The sequence below is a fragment of the Intestinimonas sp. RTP31139st1_F5_RTP31139_211217 genome (genome assembly GCF_040226735.1).
Taxonomy (GTDB): Bacteria; Bacillota; Clostridia; order Oscillospirales; family Oscillospiraceae; genus Intestinimonas; species Intestinimonas butyriciproducens.
Map to the genome: position 1 here is coordinate 1 of NZ_JBCOAQ010000040.1, position 21,372 is coordinate 21,372.

Here is a 21,372-nt window from a genome sequence, read left to right on the forward strand (position 1 = left end):
CGGTAGACCTGTCCCCCGCCGATGACGAAGGCGTCCGCTGGCGCGGCGGCCAGCAGGGACTCCAGGTCCCGGAACACCTCCGCCCCGTCGGGCCGGAAGGCCGGGTCCCGGGAGAGGATCAGGTTCCGGCGGCCCTTCAGGGGCCGTCCTCCCGGAAAGGTGGACAAGGTCCTGCGGCCCAGAACGACGGCGTGGCCGGTGGTCAGGGCCTGGAAGCGCTTGAGGTCGGCGGGGATATAGCAGAGCTGGTCCCCGTCCCTGCCGATGCCCCAGTTCCGGTCCGCGGCGACGATGGCGTACATGGCGCTCCCTCCCCTCTCACACGGCCACCGGGATCTTCCGCTCCAGCGGCCAGGCCCGGTAGCCCTCCAGCCGGAAGCTGTCCGGGGTGAAGGAATAAAAATCCTCCGCCGCCGGGTCCATCCACAGCGTGGGCGCGGGGTAGGGCTCCCGGGAGATGATTTCCTCCACGATGGGCACGTGCCTGTCGTAGATGTGGGCGTCGGCGATGACGTGGACCAGCTCCCCCGGCACCAGGTCCGAGACCGCTGCGAACATATGCAGCAGCACGGCGTACTGCATCACATTCCAGCCGTTGGCGGTGAGCATGTCCTGGCTGCGCTGGTTCAGCACGGCGTTGAGCACATTGCCCGTGACGTTGAAGGTGACCGACCAGGCGCAGGGGTAGAGGTGCATCTCGTGGAGATCGTGGTGGTTGTAGAGGCTTGTGAGGATGCGCCGGGAGGCGGGGTCGTGCCTGAGATCATAGAGCACCCGGTCCACCTGATCGAACCAGCCCTCCCGATACCGGTGCTTCACCCCCAGCTGGTAGCCGTAGGCCTTGCCGATGGAGCCGGTCTCGTCGGCCCACGCGTCCCAGATGTGAGAGTGCAGGTCCCCGATGTTGCTGGACTTCTTCTGCCAGATCCACAGAAGCTCGTCCACCGCGCTCCTGAAGGCCATTTTGCGGATGGTCTGGACGGGGAACTCCCGCCGGAGATCGTAGCGGTTAACGAGGCCGAATCGCTTTACGGTGTGGGCGCTCTCCCCATCCTCCCAGCGGGGGCGGACGGGCAGAGCCGTGTCCCAGGTGCCGTGGGCGAGGATCTCCTTGCAGTTCTGGATGAATACCTGGTCGGCGTAACTCATGGGCGGTCTCCTTCTCTCGTTTTTGGACTATGATATCACATCCGCGCCCCGCTGGCAAAGCCTTTCCGCGCATCCCTCTTTCCGACATTCGGGCATATGCCGGCGTGATCGAGCACAGGCCCGATGATTCCGACTGCACCCTGGAATCTGTACGCGCGGAAAACGCAGAAATGCTGCGCATGTGCCGGACCTACGGCAGCGACTATATTTCGATCGACGACGACTATCGGGTGGATATCGACCTGACGAGGTGACCGGAACCCGTCCCGGCCCGCCATATAGGAAAATTTGTTTAAAAAACCGGTGCATTTGCGCTAAGATTATGTTAAGATATAGCATGAGAGGAATTTTGAATATCCGGAGTTTTTCGGATCAGACCGACGATTGAGAGGAAACCGCCATGGAGGATGCTCACAGTCACCTGCCCCACATCGGCCTGCGGAACCTGAAGTCCGCTTTTTCCGCCGCCCTGTGCGCCGGGATCTACTACCTCATCGACCGCAACCCCACCTTTGCCTGCATCGGCGCCGTCTACGGCATGGGCAACGACATGGGCCACTCCTGGCAGCAGGGCGGCAACCGGCTGATCGGCACCATCATCGGCGGCTTTCTGGGGATGGGCCTGTTCTGGTGCTATCTCCTCCTGGCCCCCTCCGGGGAGAGCCGCGTGCTGCTCATCCCCCTGACCTTTGTGGGCGTGGTGGTGCTCATCTGTCTGGCCCAGATGTTCCGCTGGCCCACGGCGGTGCAGCCGGGCAGCGTGGTGCTGTGCATCATCCTCTTCAACACCCCCACGGACACCTACGTGAGCTATGCGCTCAACCGCATGGTGGACACCGGCGTGGGCGTGCTGATGTCCATGCTCATCAACTACCTCTTCCCCCGGGAACGGCTGGTGCGGTGGATCGCGTGGTGGAAAAAGCGGGCAAACGCCATGGTCCCCGGCTTTACCCCCACCCACGACAGGCCCGACTGAGGCGCCGCACGCATATAATTCTGGATCTTTGACACGGCTTCGGCAGACCAACGCCGGCGGACGCTCCATCCGCCGGCGTGTTTTTTGCCGCTCTGCGCGGCTGCTTCTTTTTACGGTTCCTGCTTCCGAGCGGAGCGCCGCAGCATCATAGGCCGGCGCAGCCCGTCCAGACAGGCGGTCAGCGCCCCGAGGGCCTCCCACTCCCCCGCCCTCTCCAGGCCCGGCGTGGAGCGGCTCGTCCGGCTGTATTTTTCAAAAAAGACCGGGCCGTCGTATTTGTTCTCCCTCATGATTCTCCCCTCTCTTCGACGCGCTCTCCCACCAGGGCGGTCCCCCGCACGCCGGTGATCCTCACCCGCTGTTCCACGTTGTGGAGCGCCGTCCCCGGGGCGAACACTTCGGTATAATTGGGGGCGTGGCCCCGCCAAAGCCCTCCCTTCTCCTCCTCACAGAGGACGGGCAGGGTCTCCCCCACCCAGGACGCCAGCCAGGCCCCCTCCAACTCCGCCGCCACCGCGGCGGGCCGGCGGGCCCGGGCCGCCGTCTCCCCCTTGGGCACTTGGTCCGGCATCCCGGCAGCCGGGGTCCCAGTCCGGCGGGAATAGGGGAAAATATGCATGGCCGTAAAGCCGCACCGGCGGAGGAACGACAGGCTCTGGGCAAACTCCTCCTCCGTCTCTCCGGGAAAGCCCACGATCATATCCGTGGTGATCCCGGGGCGGTGGAAGAACGCCCGGAGGAGCTTCACGCTCTCTTCATACCGCGCGGCATCGTATTTCCGGTTCATCCGGCGGAGCGTGGCGTCGCAGCCGGACTGCATGGACAGGTGGAAGTGGGGGCACAGGTTGGGGAGGGCGGCGCACCGGCGGCAGAAGTCCTCCGTGACGGTGCGGGGCTCCAGGGAGCCCAGGCGCACCCGGCAGCCGGGGGCGGCGGCACAGACCGCCTCCACCAGATCGATAAAGCCCGTGCCGTCCCGGAAGTCCTGGCCCCAGGAGGAGATCTCGATGCCGGTGAGGACGATCTCCCGGTAGCCCTCCCCGGCCAGACGCCCGGCCTCGGCGGCGGCGGCCAGGGGCAGGGACCGCACCGGGCCCCTGGCGTAAGGGATGACGCAGTAGGTGCAGAAGTTGACGCAGCCGTCCTCCACCTTCAGCATGGCCCGGGTGCGGCCCTCCAGGCCGCCGCCGGTCAGGGGCTCGAAGGTCCGGCGGGCCATGATGTCGCCCACCGTGACCAAGGGGGGCTCTCCCCGCTCTGCACACTGCCTTTCCAGATCGTCCAGAAAGCCCATCCGGTCCGCCGTCCCGGCCACCAGGTCCACCCCCAGGGCCTTCACCGCCTCCGGCGCGGTTTGGGCGTAGCAGCCGCACACGGCCACCACCGCGCCGGGGGCGCGCTTCCGGGCCTGGCGGATCATCTGGCGGGATTTTTTATCGCTGACCGCCGTGACGGTACAGGTGTTGACGATATAGGCGTCCGCCGCGTCCTCAAAGGGGACCAGTTCATGCCCGCGGCGGCGCAGCTCGGTCTCCAGGGCGGCGGTCTCGTACTGGTTGACCTTGCAGCCCAAGGTATGGATGGCAACTTTCATAGGTGATACCTCACAAAAGGGGCCCCTTCCACTCAGCGTTCTGGTGAAAATGGCCGAATTTCCGAAAGCTGGCGGGTTTGTCAATTGTTTTTTCTCCTCCGCCTGCTTATAATGATACTATCTGATTCTATCACATGCAGGGGTGAAAAGACAATGAGCAGCTTTCCCGTTCAGCTCACATCGGTCAGCGATATCAAGGCATTTGTCGACGCCGCCAGCCGCCTGGACTGCGATGTGGACGTCATCTGCGGGCGCTATCTGGTCAACGGCAAATCCATCATGGGGCTCTTCTCCATCGACCTCTCCGAGCCCATCCGTGTAGAGGTCCACGGCTCCCAGGCCCAGTACGAGCTCTTCCAGCAGGCCGTGGAAAGATTCCTGGTGCACTGAGGATGGCCCATCATTTCTTTGCGCTCATCTCCCGGATGCGCTACATTGGCCGCTGGGGCCTCATGCGCAACACCTTTGAGGAGAACATCCAGGAGCACTCCCATATGGTGGCGGTGCTGGCCCACGCCCTGGCCGTCATCCGCCGGGATGTGTTCGGCGGGGACATAGACCCCGGACAGGCGGCGGTGCTGGCCCTCTACCACGACGCGCCGGAGATCCTCACCGGGGATCTGCCCACGCCGGTCAAATATTATAATCCGGAGATCCGGGACGCCTACCGCGAGGTGGAAACCGTCTCCGCCCGCCGGCTCCTCTCCATGCTGCCCGACGCCCTCCGCCCCGCCTACGAGCCGCTGCTGCTGGAGGACCCGGAGAGCGGCTATCACGCCGTCGTCAAGGCCGCCGACAAACTCTCGGCCTATATTAAATGTGTGGAGGAGCTCAAGGCGGGAAACAGCGAGTTCCGCCAGGCCGCGGAGCAGACCCGGCAGGCCCTGGAGGCGTCCCCGCTCCCGGAGGTGGGCTACTTTCTGGAGCATTTCATGCCGGGCTTCGAGCTGACGCTGGACGAGCTGCGGTAGCCCCGGGCCTTCCCCCACCAAGAGAGAAATGAGGTTTGACCCTATGAAAGCCATTGTCACCGTCATCGGCAAGGACCAGGTGGGCATCATCGCCGCCGTGTGCACCCTGCTGGCCGAGAACAACGTCAATGTCCTGGACATCAGCCAGACCATCCTGCGGGAGTTTTTCACCATGACCATGCTGGTGGACGTCTCCGCCTGCAAGCTCCCCTTCACCGTCTTTTCCACCCTGCTGGAGAACGAGGGCGCCCAGCGCGGCCTCTCCATCAAGGTCCAGCGGGAGGATATCTTCGACGCCATGCATAAGATCTGACGAAGCGCGGAGGCGCGCGGAGCAGCGCGGATGGACCGGATCGAGGGCGAGCGAAGGGCCGCAAGGCGGCCCGAAGACCAGCCCGAGACGGAGGGAAGCCGCGCGTCGCGCAGCCGCCGCAGCGTGACAGACCCGAAGCGCGGAGGATAGGCGCGCAGGGGAACTAAGACAGCATGAAGGCGAAAAAGCAGGTTGGCCAAAGGCCAACGGCATTTTCGGCGGAGGACCGGCTTATCGACCCGACCGCAAAGCGAGCCGCAGCGTGACAGCCCCCGGCCCCCAGGGACCGGCTGCGCCCTTGGCACAGCCCAACGGCGCTTCCCCAATCCCCGTCCATCAAAAATTTCACTCCAAGTCTCGGGGCTGTCCGCATATCGTTGCCGCGCCCGGCGCCGGGCGGCTCGCCGGTACGCAGGCGTGCCCTTACCCGTAGCGTCCGACTTGGCAGAGGACCAGGAGGTTCTTCTTATGCTCAACAGCACGGAAATCATGGACACCATCCACATGATCGACCAGCAGCACCTGGACATCCGCACCATTACCATGGGCATCTCCCTGCTGGACTGCTGCGACCCCGACGCCGGGGCCGCCTGCCGGAAGATCTACGACAAAATCTGCCGCCGGGCCGAAAAGCTGGTGTCCACCGGCGAGGCCATTGAGCGGGAGTTCGGCATTCCCATCGTCAACAAGCGCATTTCCGTCACCCCCGTCTCTCTGGTGGCGGGCGCATCGGTAACGGGGGACTACGTGCCCTTTGCCGCCGCCCTGGACCGGGCCGCCCACACCACCGGCGTCAACTTCATCGGCGGCTTCTCCGCCCTGGTGCAGAAGGGCTTCACCGCCGGGGACCGGAAGCTCATCGACGCCATCCCCGAGGCCCTGGCCTCCACCGAGCTGGTGTGTTCCTCGGTGAACGTGGGCTCCACCAAGGCGGGCATCAATATGGACGCGGTGGCCCTCATGGGACGGACCATCAAGGCGGCTGCGGAGCGCACCGCGGACCGTGGCGGCTTCGGCTGCGCCAAGCTGGTGGTATTCTGCAACGCGGTGGAGGACAACCCCTTCATGGCCGGCGCCTTCCACGGCGTGGGCGAGGGCGACTGCGTCATCAATGTGGGCGTCTCCGGCCCCGGTGTGGTGTACCACGCCCTCCAGGACGTGAAGGGCGCCCCCTTCGACGTGGTGGCGGAGACCATCAAAAAGACCGCCTTCCGCATCACCCGCATGGGCCAGCTGGTGGCCCAGGAGGCCAGCCGCCGCCTGGACGTGCCCTTCGGCATCGTGGACCTCTCCCTGGCCCCCACCCCCGCTGTGGGCGACTCGGTGGCCCGCATCCTGGAGGAGATGGGCCTGGAGGTCTGCGGCACCCACGGCACCACCGCCGCCCTGGCCCTCCTCAACGACGCCGTGAAAAAGGGCGGCGTCATGGCCTCCTCCCATGTGGGCGGCCTCTCCGGTGCCTTCATCCCGGTGAGCGAGGACGAGGGCATGATCGCAGCCGCCGCCTCCGGCGCGCTGCACCTGGACAAACTGGAGGCCATGACATGCGTGTGTTCCGTGGGCCTTGATATGATCGCCGTCCCCGGCGACACCACCGCCGAGACCCTCTCCGCCATCATCGCCGACGAGGCCGCCATCGGCATGGTCAACTCCAAGACCACCGCCGTGCGCCTCATCCCGGCCCCCGGCAAGACCGTGGGGGACACCGTGGAGTTCGGCGGCCTGCTGGGCTCCGCCCCCGTTATGCCCGTCCACCCCTTCGGCTCAGCCCCCTTCGTCTCCCGCGGCGGGCGCATCCCGGCCCCCATGCAGAGCCTGAAGAACTGACGCGCGGGGATCTTTTCGCCCTCCGCCGCCCAATCCGGGAATTTTCCCTTTGATTTTTTTCGAAAAGTATGCTAGGATAATATTCACAATGAGTGGCTGAAACAGCGTAAATCCAGTTGTTTCGGCCACTCATTGTTTTTATTTTTTCTTTTAGGAGGACGCCATGGAAGGCATGAAATCAAACGCATTTTTGGAAACAGAGCGGGTCGGGACGCTGATGCGGAAGTACTCCATCCCCTGTATTATCTCCCTTGTCGTCGCCGCGCTCTACAACATCGTCGATCAGATCTTTATCGCAAACGCCGACTATCTCGGCTCCTACGGCAACGCCGCCAACACGGTGGTGTTCCCCCTGACGGTGGTCGCCCTGGCCGTCGCCGTGATGATCGGCGACGGCTGCTGCGCTTTCGTCAGCATCTCCCTGGGTGCCGGCCGGAATGAGGACGCCCACAGGAGCATCGGCAGCGCCATCCTGCTCTGCCTTGGGAGCAGCGCCGTTCTGACGGCGGTCTACCTGCTGTGCATGGACATGCTCCTCACCCTGTTCGGCGGGCGGGTCAACGAGCAGACCTTCGCCTGCGCGCGGGAGTATTTCTTCTGGATCTCGCTGGGCATCCCCTTCTACATGTTTGGCCAGGCCATGAATCCGATCATCCGCTCCGACGGGAGTCCCAAATTCGCCATGTGCGCCACCGTCGCGGGCGCACTGACGAACGTGGTCCTGGACCCCATTTTCATTTTTCCCCTGAAAATGGGGATGGCGGGCGCCGCCATCGCCACGGTGCTGGGCCAGATTCTCACGGCGGCCCTCTCCGTCTGGTACCTGTGCCACATGCGGGCGGTGCGGCTCAGGAGGGGGAGCTTCGGGCTTCGGGGCAGGCTGGTGAAAAAATTCCTCAGCCTGGGCGTCACCAGCTTCCTGGCCCAGATCTCTCTGGTGGCGTCCATGGCGGCAGTCCAGAATATGTGCATGAAATACGGCGCGCTGGACCCCGTCTTTGGCCGGGTGGAATACGCCCAGATCCCGCTGGCGGTCCTGGGCATCGTCATGAAGTTCTTCCAGATCGCCATCTCCATCGCCGTGGGCATGGCGGCCGGCTGCATCCCGATCGTCGGCTACAACGTCGGCGCAGGCCGCCGGGACCGGGCGAAGGCGCTCTTCACCAGGCTGCTGGCCGCAGAAGCCGCGGTCGGCGCGGCGGCCCTGCTGGTCGTGGAGCTCTTCCCCCGGCAGTTGATCGGCATTTTCGGCGCCGCGAATGAGAGCGTCTATTATACGGCGTTTGCGGTCAAAAGCTTTCGGATTTATCTGTGCATGATGGTCCTGGCCACCGTCAACAAGGGAACGTTCATCTTCCTCCAGTCTCTGGGCAAGGCGGTGGAATCCACCGTGATCTCCCTCACCCGGGAGATCGTCTTCGGCGTGGCGCTGCCGATTCTCTTCCCCCTCTTCTGGGGCCTGGACGGGCTGCTGTACTCCTTCCCCGCCGCCGACATCCTCACCTTCCTCATCGCGGCCGTCGTCATCCGGCGGACTTACCGGGAATTGAGTGCCGGAGGGCCGGAAAAGGCCGCGGCGCAGAGCGCCGCGGCCTCAGCCCGACGGCGGGGACCGGCCGGCGGGGCATGCTGACTACGTCCCCAGCAGGTATCCGTCCTTCGTCGTCCTTTTCACGGTATAGAGGACTGCGTCCGCCCACCGCTCCGCAGAGCAGGACAAACTCGTCTCCCCCCATGCGGCACACCACATCTCCGCTCCGCATGGTCTTCCGCAGCCTGCCGGAGATCCTCTTGAGCACATGGTTGCCGGCCAGATGTCCATATGTGTCGTTGATGCTTTTAAAATCGTCCAGGTCCGCCACAAAGATCCAGCTCTCCGCCTCGTCCCAGGTGCTCCACATTTTCTCCAGACCCCGGTAGTTGTAGAGCTGTGTCAGGCCGTCCCGCAGCGCCAGGTCCTCCATGCGGAGCGCCAGCCGCCGGGCGCTCTCTACCTGGTCGGAGAGCCTTTTGGGGTAATACTCGTCGGGCGCCTGTTCCACATTCGGCACGGACTGATGGATATGGACCACCTTCCATATCCCCCCGATCCTCTGATACAGGATGGAATACCGGCTGCTCATATCGATATAGACCGTCTTGTCTTCCTTTTCCCACCAGATGTCCAGGCCGCCGTACACCAGGCAGGCGTCCTGCGAGAGCCGGCGCTGCCGGCACCACAGGTCCTTGAACTGGAACGCCACCGCCTCCCGCTGCTCCGCCTCCTGCATCAGCGCCTGATGAAAGGACGCGCGGTCGAGATAGAATTCGTGCTTTCCGGTGCCGATGATGGAGCAGTTCTCATCCAGCCACTCGAATACGGACTCAAATTCTCCTCTGTCCAGGGAAAAGTAGCTTTTCCAGAGCGCTTGTGTGATCTCGCAAAAATCCATCGTCTGGTCTTCTTCCATTTCCGATCCCCTTTCGGAAAAATCATAGCAGAAACCGCGCCGCTGTGCAAGAGGAGATGGGATGGCCCCGGCCCGCCCTTGTCTGTAAAAACCGCCTCCCCGGCGCGTCGAACGCCGGGGAGGCGGTTTTTCGGTCTTGCTCAGGGTTCGGCCGGGCCCGTCACTCCTGGACGGTGAGGCCGCAGGCGCCCCCGTCCTGGTTGGACAGCGCGCCGATGAAGTAGATGACCTCCACGGTATCCGCGGAATCGCGGACGAACTGATAGCGGTCATAGCTGGCCGGGGTCTGTTCGGACCAGCTCAGGCCAAGCGCCACATATTCGATCCCGTTGTCATAGCCGGTGATGTCGTCCAGCTCGCCCAACTGCAGCGTACCGGACCCGGTCATGGAGCCGGTGTTCACCACCACGGTGCCCGCCGCGTTCAGCACGGCCCCTCCGGAGACGGAGATCTCGCCCATGTTGTACACGGAGTACCCTGTGTTCTGCAGGTACAGGGTACCTCCGGTGACCTGGATGGTGCCGTAGTTGTAGCTCTTGCCGCTGATGATGGTGGAGGCGGCGGAGCTCTCCACCAGGCCGCCCGCCTCCACGGTCAGGCCGTCGTTGACCTCCACCCGGCCCCGCTGACCGCTGATGGTGACCGTGCCGGCGAAGACGTTCTCGCCCGCAGCCTCCGGGTCCCGGTCAAAGGTGACGGTATGCTCCGCCTCCTCGCCGGTCTGGGCGTCATAGGTCCATGCGGACTTTGAAATCCATTTTAGCATTCTGAACCCTTCTGTCAACCTCTTCCTGAAAAACAACCGTTATTTTTTACCCTTTTCCGGCAAGATTTCCTCTGGGCAAGGGCGGCACGTTCGTGTATACTGGGTGCGAAGCAGATATCGCCATGTATGAGGAGGTTTTATTATGCTCAAAATAGACCTGACAAGCGCCGCCGGCTTTCTGCCCGACGACTGGTTCTCCAGCCGGGAGGCGGGCTTGGCGCAGGCCCGGACCATGCTCCGGGACCACAGCGGCCCCGGCGGCGACTTCACCGGCTGGGTGAGGCTGCCGGAGGAGTACGACCGGGAGGAGTTTGCCCGCATCCAGGCCGCTGCGGAGAAGATCCGCTCCGACTCCCAGGTGCTGGTGGTAGTGGGGATCGGCGGGTCCTATCTGGGGGCCCGGGCCGTCATCGAACTCATGGGCTCCGCCGATCACAGGCTGGCCCGGAACGCGCCGGAGATCTTCTTCGCCGGGAACGGCCTGTCCACCGACGCGCTGTGCGAGCTCATCGACTATTTAAAGGACAAGGACTTCTCCGTCAACGTCATCTCCAAGTCCGGCACCACCACCGAACCCGCCGTGGCCTTCCGCATCTTCAAGGCCCTGTTGGAGGAGCGGTACGGCCGGGAGGGCGCCCGCGGGCGCATCTATGCCACCACCGACGCCCGCAAGGGCGCGCTCAAGGGGCTCGCCGACAGCGAGGGGTACGAGACCTTCGTGGTGCCCGACGCCGTGGGCGGGCGCTACTCCGTCCTCACCGCCGTGGGGCTGCTGCCCATCGCCGCAGCGGGCATTGACGCCGCCGCCCTGATGGAGGGGGCCCGGGAGGCCATGGAGGCGCTGGACGTCCCCGGCGCGGACAACCCCGCCTGGCAGTATGCCGCCGCCCGCAACGCCCTCTACGGCGCTGGAAAGGCCATCGAGCTGCTGGTGGGCTACGAGCCCTCCTTCCGCTTCTTCGCCGAGTGGTGGAAGCAGCTCTACGGCGAGAGCGAGGGCAAGGAGGGCCGTGGCCTCTTCCCCGCCAGCGTGGAGTTCACCGCCGACCTTCACTCCATGGGCCAGTATATCCAGCAGGGCGCCCGCATCCTGATGGAGACGGTGGTGCGCTTCCGCACCAGCCGCCGGGAGCTCCTGGTCCCCCATGACCCGGACAACGTGGACGGGCTCAACTTCCTCTCGGGCAAGAGCCTCCAGTTCGTAGCCGAGCAGGCCATGCGGGGCACCCTGCTGGCCCATGTGGACGGGGGCGTGCCCAACCTGGTGGTGGAGGCCGAGGCCCGGGACGAGCGGACCATCGGGCAGCTCATCTATTTCTTTGAATACGCCTGCGGGCTCTCCGGCTATCTCCTGGGGGTGAACCCCTTCGATCAGCCCGGCGTGGAAGCCTATAAGCAGAATATGTTCGCCCTCCTGGGCAAGCCCGGGTTTGAGGCCCGGCGGGCCGAACTGGAGCTGCGCCTGTAAGAGGCCGCAGTCCCCGGACTTCCCGCTTGCCCAGGAGATTCGGTGCGCAGCGCCGTCCAAGCGTTTTGGCCCCTCCAAAACCTTGCCGCAGGCGGAATTCATTTCCGCCGAGGAAGTCAGATCCAAAGGGGTCCCCGCGGGATGGAACATCCCGCGGGGATGCAAGCCCGGGTTTGAGGCCCGGCGGGCCGAACTGGAGCTGCGCCTGTAGGAAACTCCGTCCACCGGACAAAGGGCCGGGCGGCCGGGTGGTCTTCAGATAAGCCCAAACGTCCGCATCCCTCCCCATGAATTTTTCGTGAACTTGTGTAAATCAGTTGAAATTTTTATGGGGAAATGGTAACATAGTGACACAAGCCGGAGACCGCTCCGGCGGACATTGTAAGGAGTGATCAAGATGGTTAGAGTGATCATGGGGGTCAAAGGCACCGGCAAGACCAAGCAGATGATCGATCTTATCAATACCGCAGTGCAGAACGAGCACGGCAACGTGGTCTGCATCGAGCGGGGACCCAAGCTGACCTACGACATCAACTATAAAATCCGTCTGGTCGAGGCCAGCCACTACGACATGAAGGGCTATGAGTTCCTCAAGGGCTTTATCAGCGGCCTGTACGCCGGGAACTACGACATCACCCATGTCTTTATCGACAGCCTCACCAAAATCGTCCCCAGCGAGGCCACCAGCCTGGAGGTGGAGAACTTCCTGGACTGGCTGAACAATTTTGGCGAGGACAACAACATCAAGTTCACTGTCACCATCAGCGCCGACGAGAGTCTAGCCTCCGACGGTGTGAAGAAATACTTCTGAGCCAAGCTCTCCGGCCCGTCAGGCGGGCGGAGGACCCTGCGTGGCCAAAAAAGAGCTCCCGCACCCCATCTGGGATGCGGGAGCTCTCCTGGTCCACGGGAAAGCCCCTCCCTGGCCTCCCCTGAGGGAGCTGGGGAGGGGCTCTTTCGGTGCGGCTTCCCAGCATCCGCCAAGGGGGAGCGGGGATTGGCCTCAGAATTTACAGGGAGACTCCTGCTCGATATGGATGTGATGTCCACTGTAGTTGCCGGGGATGTGAATGGCCTGGAACTTGGCTGCCTCCAGCACCTTGGAGAAGGAAACTCCGGTCTTGAAGCCCATCTCGTTCAGCATCCAGACCATATCCTCGGTGGACAGGTTGCCGGACGCGCCGGGGGCAAAGGGGCAGCCGCCCAGGCCGCCCAGTGCGGACTGGACCTCTGTGACGCCGCTCTCAATGGCAGCCATGGTGTTGACCATGCCCAAGCCCCGGGTGTCGTGGAAGTGGACCTGTAGTTGCAGGTTCGGGTAGGAGGCCTTCAGTTCGCCAATCACAGACTTGACCTGGGCGGGGTCTGCGATGCCGATGGTATCGCAGAGACAGCAGGTGGTCATGCCAGCGTCGGCATAGTCTTTCAGAAAGTTGACCACCGCCTGGGAATCGTTGTACTTGCCCTCAAAGGGACAGCCAAAAGTTGTGGCTAGATCCACGACCACTTCCAGATCGGGGTAGGCGGCGCGAATCTCCTGGTATGCCTCCAGCGACTGCTCGTGGGTGCGGTTGATATTGGCCTTGTTGTGGCTCTTACTCAGCGAGACCACGTAGCACACCTTACGGAGTCCCAGTTCGTAGGCGTTCTGCGCACCCCGCAGATTGGGCACTAGGGCGAACAGGTCCAGGCCGGGGTACTTTTTCATCACGGCCTCTGTGACCGTCTGGGCATCGGCCAACTGGGGAATCGCCTTGGGACTGACGAAGGATGTGTACTCCATATGCTTCACACCCGCCGCAATCAGCTTGTCGATTACCTCCAGCTTCAACTCGGAGGCGATAGGGGCGGCGCATCTTACACTCTGGAACCCGTCGCGGGGTCCGACTTCTACAACTTCGATTTTGCTCATATTATGTTACCTTCTTTGATAGATTCCCGCGGCGACGGGATTGCCGCCGCTACAGGTCGGTTTTTCGGTCAGATAGCGCCCCTCGCTTTCAGTGCTCCCAGCCGGGCGGCGTCCAGTCCCAGCAACTCACCGTAGACCCTGGCGTTGTCCTCGCCCAGCAGCGGAGCCGGCTTGTGGGGATATGCCTTGGTACGGGTCAGGTGCTGGGGCACGGCGGTAATCTGTAACTTACCAATGCCCGGCTGATCGATCACTGGGAACATCTCCCGGGCGCCCGCAATCTGGGGATCGGTGACCAGCCGGTCGATGGTGTTGACTGGGCAGGCCGGGCAGCCGGCGTCATTGAGTAGCTTGTCGATCTCGTCAATGGTGTAGTTCCTGGTCCAGGCGCAGATGGCCTCCCGCATGGCCACATGGTTAGCCACCCGGTCCTTGATCTCGGCAAAGCGTGAATCCGTCTTCAACTCCGGCCGCTGCATCACGTCGCACAGCAGGCCGTACAGCTTATTGTTGCCGGCGGCGATGACCACGTCGCCGTCCTTGGCGGGGAAAACGTCGTAGGGATAAGTGGACTCATACCGGTTGCCGATGCGCTGGGGGATGCGGCCTGTCGCCTGATAGATCATAGTGATGTTCTCCATAGCGGAGGCCACGGAGTCCACCAAGGCCACATCGACCTTCTCCCCCAGTCCCGTCTTCTGCTTGTTGACCAAGGCCGCCAGAATGCCAATGGTCATGTTCAGGCCACCCAGCACGTCGCCCATGGGAGTCCCCACCCGGGTGGCGGGGCCGTTCGGCCAGCCGGTGGTACTCATCAGGCCGCCCATGGCCTGGCCCACGATGTCATAACCCGCCCGCCTGCTGTAAGGGCCGGTGTGGCCGAAACCGGACACCGCGCCATAGATGATGCCGGGATTGACCTCCCTCAGGACGTCGTAGCCCAAGCCCAGCTTCTCCATGGTGCCAGGGCGGTAGTTCTCAATGACAATGTCCGCCTTCTTTACCAGTTCCTTGAACATCTCCTTGCCGTCGGGGTCCTTGAGATTCAGGGTACAACCCAGCTTGCTACGGTTGAAGTTGGCGTAGTAGACGCTGTTATCGTTGACGAAGGGCCCCATCTTCCGGGTATCGTCGCCGCCCTTGGGGTTCTCCAGCTTAATGACCGTCGCGCCCATATCAGCCAGCATCAAGCCGCTGTAGGGACCAGCCAGAACACGGGTCAGGTCGAGTACGACCACGCCGTCCAAAAGACCTTTGTTCATCAGAAACACCTCATTATTTTGTTCATCGTACATAAAGGGAAAATGTTTGTGTGGCAGCAGTACAGAGCCTTACCGGGGTCACAGAATGCTGTACAGCCCCAACAGACCGCCCAGAACTGTCAGTACCAGCAGTAGAGCGGACAGAGCGAAGAGTTGCAGAAAGAGCTTGTTCTCCTTCTCCTTGGTGAAATCGGGGTCGGTGGCGTTGGCCGCCAGGATCAGGCTGCCGCCTGTGGAGGCCGGGCTGAAGCCGGCGAAGGAGGCTGTCAGGCACATGATGGTGATCAGGCTCTCTGGGTTGACGCCCACCTGCTCCGCGATAGCGCCGACGGTGGGGACCATGGTGGGCCACACCACGCCGATGGCGGAGCTGAACCAAGAGAGGATGCCAGCGGACAGGCCCTGAATGGCCACCGCAGTACGGGGTGACATGATGGAGGCCAGACCATTGGACATCAGCTCTACGCCACCCACGGAAGAGACGATATTCATCAGCATGCCGATGCCGGTGACCATCAGCAGGGTGGACCAAGGCACGCCCTTGATGACGACTTTCTCATCGGCGGCGTTCAGCAGCATCAGGACCACGGCCACCGTGAAGGAAACCAGGCCCACGTTGCGCTTGAACAGGGCGCTCACGACGATCATGACCAGGAACCCAATCAGTGTGAGGATTTGCTTCTGTGTAAAAGCTGACAATCGCTCCTGCTCCCCCTTGACCGGTTCCTTGACCTGGTAGCCCTTGAATACCAAGAAGATGACCACGGACAGCACGATGGTGGTGATGGTCGCGTAGATCAGGGTCACCGTCTGATACCCCGAGATACCCTGCTCCCCGGCCAGGTTCGCGATCAGAACACTCTCCGGGGTGATGGGAGAGAAGCGGCCCGCCATGGAGGCGATTTGGCCGATGGCGGCCAGCATGACGGTGTTGTAGCCCGTGCTCTTGCCCACAGGCAGGCTCAGGGCAGCGGCAATGCCAAGCGCCGGCACACAACCGGGCCCAATGGCCGCGATGATGTAGCCGATCAGATACATGATGACGGGCGCCACGGCCACATGGCCGCCGGAGACCAACAGAAACTTTTTGGCCGCCAACTCCAGGGTGCCGTTGTTGGTGGCGATGGTACACAGCAGCGACACGCCCAGCAGCATAATGAATGTACTGGAGCTGAAGCCTTTGATGATGTCAGAGTCCCCAGTGCCGATGACCGCGCCGAAAATCCATGCCGCCAGGACCGCGATCAGGCCCACATTCTTTTTCATCACAAATCCGACCGCGATGACAGCGATCAGGACCACCAGCGAGATCAATGCAATACTGTTGCTCACAAGAATGCCTCCTTTTTCTTGGTTCCACCCCACTTGGCCCTGCGGGGTGGAGACGCTGGGACAGATTGCTACGATCGAGCATTCTGCCTCTGCTACCTAGCAACTCACGTGCCAAAACAGTCTTTTCCGTTTAAAATTATTTTCTATTTTATCGTTCTGCCCGAGCAGAAATTGATAAAGCTGTTTTAAACTGTGCAAAACACACAGAGAGACCTCCGCAATTTGCGGAGGTCTCTCTGCCAAACAGATGATGCTTCCAATTTTCTTTTGCTTTTTCAGGGGGTACAACGCCGGTTTGTCCTATCATTGTTTCTCGCCTGGAACACTCTGGAACATCTTGAGACACTTCTTCCTCGTCAGCCGCCGCTATGCAGGCGGCGGTACAGCGTGCTCCGGCTGACACCCAAAGTCTTAGCCGTGCGAGAGAGGTTCCCGCCATTCCGCCGCAACGCCTCCTGCACCGCCTCCCGGTCCAGCAGTGCGGGGGCGCTACCTGGGACCAAGGGTGCGGCGGGAGGTGTCTCCTGCCACTGCACGTTGAGAAGTTGAACCACTTCCTCCTCCCTGCTACCTCGGTGGAGCAGCAGGGAGACTCGTTCCACCAAGTTGGTCAGCTCTCGGACATTTCCGGGCCAGGCATAGGAGCGGCACCGGTCCAGCACGCGGAGAAAGACCGTTTCCTCCTCCTCCGTGTGCTGGGGCAGCACCCGTTCATAGATGCACCGGGCGATTTCTAGGTAGTCATCCCCCCGCTCCCGCAGCGGCGGCACCAGCACACTGAGGACATTCAGGCGGTAATAGAGGTCCCGCCGGAACTTCCCCTCCTCCACCAGCTGGAGCAGGTTGCGGTTGGTTGCGCCGATGATACGGATGTCCACTGGGATAACGGTGTCGTCCCCCACCCGGCGCACCTCCTTTTCCTGGAGGACCCGGAGCAACGGGGCCTGGAACTCCAGCGGCAGTTCCCCGATCTCATCCAGGAAAACCGTGCCGCCGTGGGCGGTCTCGAACAGTCCAGCCTTGCCGCCTCGCCGCGCCCCGGTAAAGGAGCTGTCCGCATAGCCGAACAGTTCGGACTCCAGCAGGTTCCGGTTAAGTGCCGTGCAGTTGATGGCGACGAAGGGGCCGTCCCGTCGTGGACTGGCGTTGTGGATGCTCTGGGCGAACATCTCCTTGCCTGTGCCGGTCTCTCCATAGAGCATGACCGTGAACTGGGCATCCGCAAAGTTTTCGGACAGCCGCTTGGCATCCCGGATCGCAGGAGAGCGGCCCAAGATGTCCGAAAAACGGTATTTCGCCACCAGCCCCTTCTCGTGGAGCTTGATACGGATGTTCCGCTCGGCTGTCTGCAGAGTCTTGATGTCCTGAAATGTGGCCACCACACCTTTGACCTGTCCGCCCACCCGGATGGGCACCCGGTTGGTCGAGACCAGAGTCCCGTGGATGTTCATCATCTGGCCGATCTCCGCCTCCCCCGTATGGAGGACGTTAGTCATATGGGTGTTGGGTAGCACCTCCTCTACGGGGCGGCCGACGAAGGGGGGCTGGGCGGGCTGGAGCATCTGCTCCGCGATCTGATTGGTGGTGCTGATCCGCCCCTTCTCGTCGATGGCGATGATGGCGTCGTGGGTGTAGTCCAGAATGTTCTGGTAACGCTCCAACTGGATCTGGAGCTGCTCCTGCTGGCGGGCATTCTCCTGCTGGGTGATGTACAGCTGCTGCGCCGTGTCCAGCGCGTGTAGGATGGATGCGTCCGAGCTCTCTACCCGGAGATAGGCCAAGTCACAGTGCTTTGCGAACCGCTCCGACACGACCCCGCCTAGTCCCCAGGCCGCCCCGTCGGCCACCGCCTGCTGCACCGCCGCCTGACAGCTGAGGCTGTCGGAGAAGCAGTAGTGCTTCATTTTCAGATGGAGCAGATAGCAGATGGTACGCAGTTCATTGCTGATATCTTCTTCAAAGGAAAAAAACGCAATCAGGCCCTGCTCGCCCCGCAACTGCTGAATGGCAGGAATATAGTCCGACGCCTCCCCCGGAATGTTGACGACCTGGATTTTTAAACTCTTGCGCAAAAGGTCCCGGGTGCCCCGTCGGCTGATAAACAGATAATCATCTTCCGCCAGAAGGCGGCGGGCCAGGGAGACCGCCGCCTCCAGCTCCGCCACCTCCACCCGCACATCCATCCCCCGCCGGGCCACCAGCTTCTTGGCCCGGCGGGCCAGATCTTCCGTGGGGGAGATCAGGCAAATCTTAGGATGCCGTTCGGTCATGATATCGTTTCCTTTCTCCGATCTTGCACGGAAATAAACCGCAGTCCCTGGCGGGGCTGTCCGTCGGACGTTATACTAAGCTGCGATTTCCGCAAAAGTCAATACAGTTTTTGTACTCTTTTCCCACCCCGGCCGTCAGCCCTCCTGTCCGGCCCGCCGTCCGGCGGCGCTTCTCCCTCGGCGCTCCACGCCCTCGCCGGGCAGGGTCAGCCCGTCCACCGCCGTGGAGATGAGATAGCGGTAGACCTTTGCCTTCTGTTCGTCGTAGAGGTCCAGGTCCTGGTAGAGGTCCTTGTAGTAGTCGAAGGTGGTGCGCTTCATCTCGATGGTGCGCCGGAGGGTGGCCTGGGTGCTCACCAGGCTGCCCGGGCGCTTGATGTAATAGTAGAGGGGCCGGGGCACCGCCGCCACCAGCCGGACGGAGCGGATATACTCTAGGTTGAAGAGGAAGTCCTCCCCCCAGGCCACCTCCCGCTCGAACCGCAGGCCCCGGCTCTCCACGATGGAGCGGCGGTAGAGCTTGTTCCACAGCACGCCGTAGTAGTAATTGGCCGGCGCCTTCACCATCTCCCGGGCGAACTCCTGCCGGGTGAGGAGCCGCTCCCCCTTGATATGGCCCCGGACGGCCTGCCGCTCCCCGTCCACCCGGTAAAAATGGGAGAGGACCAGGTCCGCCCCCATGGCCTCGGCGGCGTGGACCAGGGTCTCCGTGGCCTGGGGATGGATGCGGTCGTCCCCGTCCACGAACTGGAGATACTTCCCCCCTGCCAGGGTCAGGGCGGCGTTCCGGGCGGCGGAGACCCCGGCGTTCTCCTGCCGGAGGAGGCGGAAGCGGGGATCGGCCACCGCCATATCCGCGCAGACGGCGGAGGAGCCGTCGGTGCTGCCATCGTCCACCATCAGCACCTCCAGGTTCCGCCAGCTCTGGCGCTGGATGCTCTCCAGGCACGGGGAGAGATAGGATTCCACATTATAGACCGGGACGATGATACTCACCAGAGGTTCGTTCAAGGAGGGCACCTCGCTACTTCATAGATTCAGAGAGACCGCGCTTGTCTTGTCTGGACATTATACCATACGCCGGCGCAAGAAACAATCGCGGCCTGCGGCGGAGTCCATGCTCCGTTCCAAGCACAAGGGGGCTCCCAGCGATCCGCCGGGAGCCCCCTTGCTCCGTTTCAGGCCCGTTCCTCCAGCAGGCAGACCCGCAGGCCCCGGGCGGACAGCGCCGTCAGGATCGCCTCCTTCCGGGGACAGGCCCGCTTTTCTCCCGTGACGCAGGCGGCCACGTGGACCTCTTCCACACCTGCGCCGGACAGCTTGTCCAGCTTTTTCTGAAATGCCTCGTCGGAGGCGGGGTCGCACTCGCACCCGTTGCACGTGGCAAAGGCGGCCAGGCGCATCTCCCGGTCCCCGCGGCCGGAAAAGGACCGCTCCCGCCGGTGGAAGAATCCCAGGCAGTCCACGCCGCCGCAGGTCTCCGCCGCCTTCCGGCAGGAGAGGATTGCAACCGCATCCATCCCCGCTCACCCCCTCTCCAGCCGCCGGGGGACGATGTACCGGGCGCCGTCCAGGGGTGCGAAGCCCACCTCCACGCCGAAGATGTCCCGGATGTTGGCCCCGTCCAGCGCCTCCTGGGGGGACTGGGCCCGATAGACGGTCCCATCCCGCAGGAGCACGGCCTGGTCGGCGTACACAATGGCCAGATTCAGGTCGTGAAGGATGGTGATCACCGTGATGCCCCGGCCGGCGCTGAGCGCCTTGACGATCTCCATGGTCTCCTGCTGGAAGCGCATATCCAGGTTGCTGGTGGGCTCGTCCAGCAGCATGACCCTGGGGCGCTGGGCCACCGCCCGGGCGATAAACACCCGCTGGCGCTCCCCGCCGGAGAGCTGGTTGAGCTGACGCATGGCGTACCGGGACAGGTCCATGGACTCCAGCACCTGCCCGGCGATGTCGTAGTCCTCGCTCTTCAGCCGTCCCTTTCGGTGCGGCACCCGCCCGGAGAGCACGGTCTCCAGCACGTTGAGGCAGCTTCCGCCCGCCTGGGCGTTCTGGGGCACATAGCCGATGAGTCTGGCCCGTTCTCTGGCGGTGAGGCTCCCCAGGTCGGTGTCGTCGGCGAACACCCGGCCCGACTGGGGCCGGAGGATGCCGTTGATGCACTTGAGCAGGGTGGTCTTTCCCGCGCCGTTGGCGCCCAGCAGGGCGCAGAGGGAGCCGGAGGGCACCTCCAGGTCCACCCCCCGGAGCACCTGCCGCTGTTTGTAGCCGAAACACAGGCCCTGTATGGAGATCTTCACAGCACCCGCTCCTTCCGGTCCCGCAGGATGAGGTAGACGAACACCGGCACGCCGATGAAGGAGACCACGATCCCCACGGGGATGACCACCGGGGAGGCCACGGTCCGTCCCACCAGGTCGGCCAGGATGAGCAGACATCCGCCCAGCAGGGCGCTGACCGGGAAGAGGACCCGATGGTCCCCGCCCACCAGCAGACGGGCGATATGGGGGGCCACCAGACCCACGAAGCCGATGACCCCGGTGAAGCTGACCACGGTGGCGGCGATGAGGGTGATGAGCAGCCCGGAGACACAGCGCAGCCGCCCCACATTGACCCCCAGGGCCACGGCGCTCTCATCCCCGGTGGTGAGCAGATTATAGTGCCATGCCCGGGAGAAGAGGATGGGCAGGGAGACGCCCAGCACCGCCGCGGTGAACAGGATCTGGGGCCAGGTGGACTGGGACAGGCTCCCGAAGGTCCAGTTGACAATGGCGGTGAGCTGCTGCTCGTTGGCGATGTACTGCATCCCGGCGTTGAGCGCGGAGAAAAAGTAGTTCAGCGCGATACCCACCAGTACGATGGTGGTGCTCCCCAGCCCCTTGGCGGAGGAGATGCCGTACACCAGCGCGGCGCACAGGAAGGCCAGAACAAAGGCCCCGAACACGGTGGTGAGCTGGGTGGTGCCCATGAAATTGAGGCCGAAGACGATCACCACCGCCGCGCCCATAGCGGCGGCGTTGGAAAGGCCGGTGGTGAAGGGGCTGGCCATAGTGTTGCCCGTGATGGCCTGCATTACCAG

Annotated in this window: 23 protein-coding genes; 9 read left to right on the forward strand and 14 right to left on the reverse strand. The window is 63.2% G+C overall.

Features of this window, described 5'->3' with window-relative positions:
- On the reverse strand, positions 1 to 302 hold a 302-nt coding region (locus tag ABUA09_RS15895), incomplete at its 3' end, for a dihydrofolate reductase (protein ID WP_349949518.1).
- A 16-nt stretch (positions 303 to 318) separates the two neighbouring features.
- A complete protein-coding gene (thyA, locus tag ABUA09_RS15900) occupies positions 319 to 1,149 on the reverse strand; it encodes a thymidylate synthase (RefSeq protein WP_033116185.1) in 831 nt (276 codons plus the stop codon).
- A 104-nt stretch (positions 1,150 to 1,253) separates the two neighbouring features.
- Between thyA and ABUA09_RS15905 the strand changes: the two genes are divergently transcribed.
- Together ABUA09_RS15905 and ABUA09_RS15910 are read left to right on the forward strand one after the other, a co-directional pair.
- On the forward strand, positions 1,254 to 1,403 hold the full coding sequence (locus ABUA09_RS15905) for a hypothetical protein (RefSeq protein ID WP_195608476.1): 150 nt from the start codon (positions 1,254 to 1,256) through the stop codon (positions 1,401 to 1,403).
- A 146-nt stretch (positions 1,404 to 1,549) separates the two neighbouring features.
- On the forward strand, positions 1,550 to 2,125 hold the full coding sequence (locus ABUA09_RS15910; protein WP_208319966.1) for an FUSC family protein: 576 nt from the start codon (positions 1,550 to 1,552) through the stop codon (positions 2,123 to 2,125).
- A gap of 110 nt (positions 2,126 to 2,235) precedes the next feature.
- On the opposite strand, the gene ABUA09_RS18345 is transcribed toward ABUA09_RS15910, so the two are convergent.
- Positions 2,236 to 2,415, reverse strand: a complete 180-nt coding sequence (locus ABUA09_RS18345) for a hypothetical protein (protein ID WP_058117026.1) — start codon at positions 2,413 to 2,415, stop codon at positions 2,236 to 2,238.
- Entirely contained in the window at positions 2,412 to 3,719 is a 1,308-nt protein-coding gene (gene mtaB, locus ABUA09_RS15920; RefSeq protein ID WP_349949519.1) for a tRNA (N(6)-L-threonylcarbamoyladenosine(37)-C(2))-methylthiotransferase MtaB, read from the reverse strand. Before mtaB ends, ABUA09_RS18345 begins: the two co-directional genes overlap by 4 nt.
- A gap of 153 nt (positions 3,720 to 3,872) precedes the next feature.
- Here mtaB and ABUA09_RS15925 point away from each other — a divergent pair, with 153 nt between their 5' ends.
- The 5 genes from ABUA09_RS15925 to ABUA09_RS15945 all read left to right on the forward strand — a co-directional run bounded on the left by ABUA09_RS15925 (position 3,873) and on the right by ABUA09_RS15945 (position 8,463).
- Entirely contained in the window at positions 3,873 to 4,109 is a 237-nt protein-coding gene (locus ABUA09_RS15925; RefSeq protein WP_033116182.1) for an HPr family phosphocarrier protein, read from the forward strand.
- 2 nt (positions 4,110 to 4,111) lie between these two features.
- Positions 4,112 to 4,690 carry a 5'-deoxynucleotidase gene (gene yfbR, locus ABUA09_RS15930; protein ID WP_075705242.1) on the forward strand — a complete coding sequence of 193 codons (579 nt, stop codon included), beginning with the start codon at positions 4,112 to 4,114 and terminating at the stop codon, positions 4,688 to 4,690.
- A gap of 43 nt (positions 4,691 to 4,733) precedes the next feature.
- Positions 4,734 to 5,003 (forward strand): ACT domain-containing protein, encoded by a 270-nt coding sequence (locus ABUA09_RS15935; RefSeq protein ID WP_033116180.1) that lies wholly within the window; start codon positions 4,734 to 4,736, stop codon positions 5,001 to 5,003.
- Between the two features lie 468 nt (positions 5,004 to 5,471).
- On the forward strand, positions 5,472 to 6,830 hold the full coding sequence (locus ABUA09_RS15940) for a PFL family protein (RefSeq protein WP_058117022.1): 1,359 nt from the start codon (positions 5,472 to 5,474) through the stop codon (positions 6,828 to 6,830).
- A 172-nt stretch (positions 6,831 to 7,002) separates the two neighbouring features.
- Positions 7,003 to 8,463 (forward strand): MATE family efflux transporter, encoded by a 1,461-nt coding sequence (locus ABUA09_RS15945; protein ID WP_438268291.1) that lies wholly within the window; start codon positions 7,003 to 7,005, stop codon positions 8,461 to 8,463.
- Here ABUA09_RS15945 and ABUA09_RS15950 read toward each other — a convergent pair.
- Positions 8,354 to 9,280 (reverse strand): diguanylate cyclase, encoded by a 927-nt coding sequence (locus ABUA09_RS15950; protein WP_279204547.1) that lies wholly within the window; start codon positions 9,278 to 9,280, stop codon positions 8,354 to 8,356. The two genes, ABUA09_RS15945 and ABUA09_RS15950, sit on opposite strands and share 110 nt — an antisense overlap.
- 160 nt (positions 9,281 to 9,440) lie before the next feature.
- On the reverse strand, positions 9,441 to 10,046 hold the full coding sequence (locus ABUA09_RS15955) for a hypothetical protein (protein ID WP_033116178.1): 606 nt from the start codon (positions 10,044 to 10,046) through the stop codon (positions 9,441 to 9,443).
- A 142-nt stretch (positions 10,047 to 10,188) separates the two neighbouring features.
- Here ABUA09_RS15955 and ABUA09_RS15960 point away from each other — a divergent pair, with 142 nt between their 5' ends.
- Positions 10,189 to 11,514, forward strand: a complete 1,326-nt coding sequence (locus ABUA09_RS15960) for a glucose-6-phosphate isomerase (RefSeq protein ID WP_075705239.1) — start codon at positions 10,189 to 10,191, stop codon at positions 11,512 to 11,514.
- 397 nt (positions 11,515 to 11,911) lie between these two features.
- On the forward strand, positions 11,912 to 12,325 hold the full coding sequence (locus tag ABUA09_RS15965) for a hypothetical protein (protein WP_033118945.1): 414 nt from the start codon (positions 11,912 to 11,914) through the stop codon (positions 12,323 to 12,325).
- Between the two features lie 192 nt (positions 12,326 to 12,517).
- Here the strand turns inward: ABUA09_RS15965 and ABUA09_RS15970 are convergent, their stop codons facing one another.
- From ABUA09_RS15970 to ABUA09_RS16005, 8 genes are all read right to left on the reverse strand, one after another.
- The gene (locus ABUA09_RS15970; protein ID WP_195973745.1) at positions 12,518 to 13,426 is read right to left on the reverse strand and encodes a hydroxymethylglutaryl-CoA lyase; all 909 of its coding nucleotides are present in this window, start codon (positions 13,424 to 13,426) and stop codon (positions 12,518 to 12,520) included.
- Between the two features lie 68 nt (positions 13,427 to 13,494).
- Positions 13,495 to 14,688: a CaiB/BaiF CoA transferase family protein gene (locus ABUA09_RS15975; RefSeq protein WP_349949520.1), complete on the reverse strand. Its 1,194-nt coding sequence runs from the start codon at positions 14,686 to 14,688 to the stop codon at positions 13,495 to 13,497.
- Positions 14,689 to 14,766: 78 nt separating this feature from the next.
- Positions 14,767 to 16,020: an ArsB/NhaD family transporter gene (locus ABUA09_RS15980; RefSeq protein ID WP_033118943.1), complete on the reverse strand. Its 1,254-nt coding sequence runs from the start codon at positions 16,018 to 16,020 to the stop codon at positions 14,767 to 14,769.
- A 356-nt stretch (positions 16,021 to 16,376) separates the two neighbouring features.
- A complete protein-coding gene (locus ABUA09_RS15985; protein WP_208319819.1) occupies positions 16,377 to 18,290 on the reverse strand; it encodes a sigma-54-dependent Fis family transcriptional regulator in 1,914 nt (637 codons plus the stop codon).
- 135 nt (positions 18,291 to 18,425) lie between these two features.
- Positions 18,426 to 19,301, reverse strand: coding sequence for a glycosyltransferase (locus ABUA09_RS15990; protein ID WP_075705674.1), 876 nt, complete (start codon positions 19,299 to 19,301; stop codon positions 18,426 to 18,428).
- A 167-nt stretch (positions 19,302 to 19,468) separates the two neighbouring features.
- Positions 19,469 to 19,810, reverse strand: a complete 342-nt coding sequence (locus ABUA09_RS15995; protein ID WP_052082868.1) for a CGGC domain-containing protein — start codon at positions 19,808 to 19,810, stop codon at positions 19,469 to 19,471.
- A 6-nt stretch (positions 19,811 to 19,816) separates the two neighbouring features.
- A complete protein-coding gene (locus ABUA09_RS16000) occupies positions 19,817 to 20,593 on the reverse strand; it encodes an ABC transporter ATP-binding protein (RefSeq protein WP_349949521.1) in 777 nt (258 codons plus the stop codon).
- On the reverse strand, positions 20,590 to 21,372 hold a 783-nt coding region (locus ABUA09_RS16005), incomplete at its 5' end, for a FecCD family ABC transporter permease (protein WP_349949522.1). The genes ABUA09_RS16000 and ABUA09_RS16005, both read right to left, overlap by 4 nt.